The organism is Oleiagrimonas sp. (genome assembly GCF_027858935.1).
Classification (GTDB): domain Bacteria; phylum Pseudomonadota; class Gammaproteobacteria; order Xanthomonadales; family Rhodanobacteraceae; genus Oleiagrimonas.
In genome coordinates, this window is sequence record NZ_JAQIBU010000278.1 from 1 (window position 1) to 2,755 (window position 2,755).

Sequence of the window (2,755 nt, forward strand, 5' to 3'; positions counted from 1 at the left end):
ACGCCGCGCGGTTGCAGGGTCTCGCATATGCAGTTGGCGATCTGTGCGGTCAGCTTTTCCTGGACCTGGAAACGGCGTGCAAAGCTGTCCACGACACGCGCCAGCTTGCTGATGCCGACCACGCGATTGGTCGGCATGTAGCCCACGTGGGCGCGTCCGATGATCGGCGCCATATGGTGTTCACAGTGGCTCTCGAACTCGATCCCGCGCAGCACCACCATCTCGTCGTAGCCCTCGACTTCCTCGAAGGTACGCAGCAGATATTCACCCGGGTCTTCGGCATAGCCCGAAAACCAGTCTCCGTAGGCTTTCACGACCCGCTTGGGCGTATCGATCAGCCCTTCGCGGGTGGGATCTTCGCCCGCCCAGCGCAATAGGGTGCGAACGGCGTCCTCGGCCTGCTCGCGAGATACATCGGACGGATTGGGAGATTCGTTCATTGGCATTGACCTGCGGTAGGACGGGCATTTTAACGTGAACGCGGGCGACAGCCGTCGGGATCGTCGCTTGATGCCGTCTTGTACGCAATCCTGCGCCGGCCGGATGTCGGGCCTCAGTCCCCGTCCCCGGGTTCGTTGTCTGCATCGGCGTCTGCTTCCGGGGGGTCGTCTACAGAAAGACGTTTGGGCATGTCCTTACGTGGCTTGACGCCAAAGGCGCGTAATCTCTCGGCCTGGCGCACCAAGCCGCGACTGGGATCGGTCAGCGCCTTTTCTGCATCGCGTGCGGCTGCGGTGGCTTTGGCCAAAGTATCGTTGATGGTCACGATGTGCTCGCCGAATTTGCGCGCGGCGTCGTACATCAGGTCGCCGCGCTTGACGATCTTGTCCATGTTGCGCGTGGTCTTTTCCACCCGCCAGATGTAATCGACAGTCCGCAGCACCGTGAACAGCGTGTTTGGTGAGACCAGTGCGATGTGACGTTCCAAGGCGTACTGGGGCAGGGACGGGTCGGCCTCAATGGCCGCCATCAAGGCACTCTCGATGGGTACGAACAGCAGGGTAAAATCCACGCTCTTGAGGCCATAGAGACTGGGGTAGTTCTTCTCCGATAGGTCTTTGATGTGACGGCGGATCGAGACGCAGTGATCCTTCATGGCCAGTTCGCGGGCAGTCTCGTCATCCCGGGCCTCGACATGGCGCTCGTAGGCCACAAGCGAAACCTTGGAATCTATGACGATGGCCCTTTCCTGGGGTAGGTCCAGCACTACGTCAGGCACCAGCCGTGCCCCGGAACCGTCTTCTTTGTGGCTGGCCTGGGTGCGGAAGTTGACGCCTTCGCTCAGGCCGGCTAACTCCAACAGCTTCAGCAGCACTTGTTCGCCCCAGATGCCACGTGTCTTGCTCTCGCCGCGTAGGGCGTTGGTCAGCGACTGGGCTTTGGCGCCGATGTCTTGATTGAGTTCTGTCAGGTGGCGGATTTGTGCTATCAGGCCTTCACGGGCCTGCAGGTCAGCTTCGCGAGATTGTTCCACCTTGGACTTGAACTCTCGCAGGGTTTCGCTGAAAGGCGTGAGCAGCGAGGCTAGGGTCTCTTTCTGCTGATTACCCAGAAGGGCGCCCTTTTCCTCCAGCAGCGAACCGGCTAGAAGCTTGAACTCCTTGGTCATGGCCTCACGGGTTTCGCCCAGCAGTTTTTCCGTATCCTGTTCGCGTTGCCGGGCGGAGGCGATCTGCTGCTCCAGACGCGCCGTCGCCTCGCGCTTGTCGGTTAGCGCGTCGCGCGCTTGTCGCAACTCCGCTTCCAGTGCGGGCACGCGATGGGCAGCGGCCTCGGCACGGGCCAATTGTTTCTCCAATTCTTCGCGCTGCCGATGCAGGATTTTCGAATCACGTGCAGTGGTTCGTTTCAGGCCCAGATAGAGGACGATGGAACCAAGCAAAAAGCCGAGAACTAGGGCGCTTAGGTAGGGCAGCAAGCTATCGGTCATAAGGGATGGCAATCTCGTGCGAATCGAAATGATTTATCCAGTGTACGACGTCGCGTCTCAGAACTTGAGCCGCGCTGCCTGAACGGACGCCATGCGCGTCTTTGGGTCCGGGCCGGCAGCCATGTCACCATGATCAGGTGACCGGAAGGACAACCCATCTTTTGTGGAGGACCCCCATGGACCACACCAGCGACTACCTGATCATCGGTGGCGGCATGGCCGCCGACGCCGCCATCGGCGCCATCCGCGAACATGATCCCGAGGGCCGCATTGGCCTGATCGGTGACGAGCGCGAGCCGCCCTACGAGCGCCCACCGCTGAGCAAGGCGCTTTGGAAGGGTGACAAGGACATCGCGTCGATCGACCTGGACACCCGACGCCATGACGTGGACATGCATCTGGGGCGCCGTGCGGTCATGCTGGATCGAGCCAGCCTCGCCGTGCGCGACGACCAGGGGGAAACCCACGGCTACAAGCGGTTGCTCCTGGCCACGGGCGCCCGCGTACGCGTACTGCCCTTCGAGGGCGACCGGGTGATCCACTTCCGTACCCAGGACGACTACCTGCGTTTGCGCCGTTTCGCCACCGAGGGTGCGCACATCGCCGTGGTCGGTGGCGGCTTCATCGGCAGCGAACTGGCCGCCTCCATGACTGGCGCCGGCTGCAAGGTGACCATGGTCTTCGCCGGCGACGGCATCGGTGCGGCACGGTTCAGCCAGGGCCTGTCGGATTTTCTCAACGAGTACTACCGCAAGCGCGGGGTGGACGTGCGCACCGGCATCAGGGTCAGCGGCGGCAAGGCCGACGATGATGGCGTGAAGCTGG

At 61.9% G+C, this 2,755-nt stretch carries 3 protein-coding genes; 1 reads left to right on the top strand and 2 read right to left on the bottom strand.

What is annotated here, in order from left to right; genetic code table 11:
• Both folE and rmuC read right to left on the bottom strand, forming a co-directional pair.
• Positions 1 to 440: GTP cyclohydrolase I (folE, locus tag PF446_RS10340; RefSeq protein WP_298071344.1), on the bottom strand; the 440-nt coding region annotated here is incomplete at its 3' end.
• Positions 441 to 553: 113 nt separating this feature from the next.
• Entirely contained in the window at positions 554 to 1,930 is a 1,377-nt protein-coding gene (rmuC, locus tag PF446_RS10345) for a DNA recombination protein RmuC (RefSeq protein WP_298071345.1), read from the bottom strand.
• A gap of 176 nt (positions 1,931 to 2,106) precedes the next feature.
• On the opposite strand from rmuC, the gene PF446_RS10350 reads away from it, so the two are divergent.
• Positions 2,107 to 2,755 (top strand): NAD(P)/FAD-dependent oxidoreductase (locus PF446_RS10350; protein ID WP_298071346.1); only part of this gene is annotated, 649 nt, incomplete at its 3' end.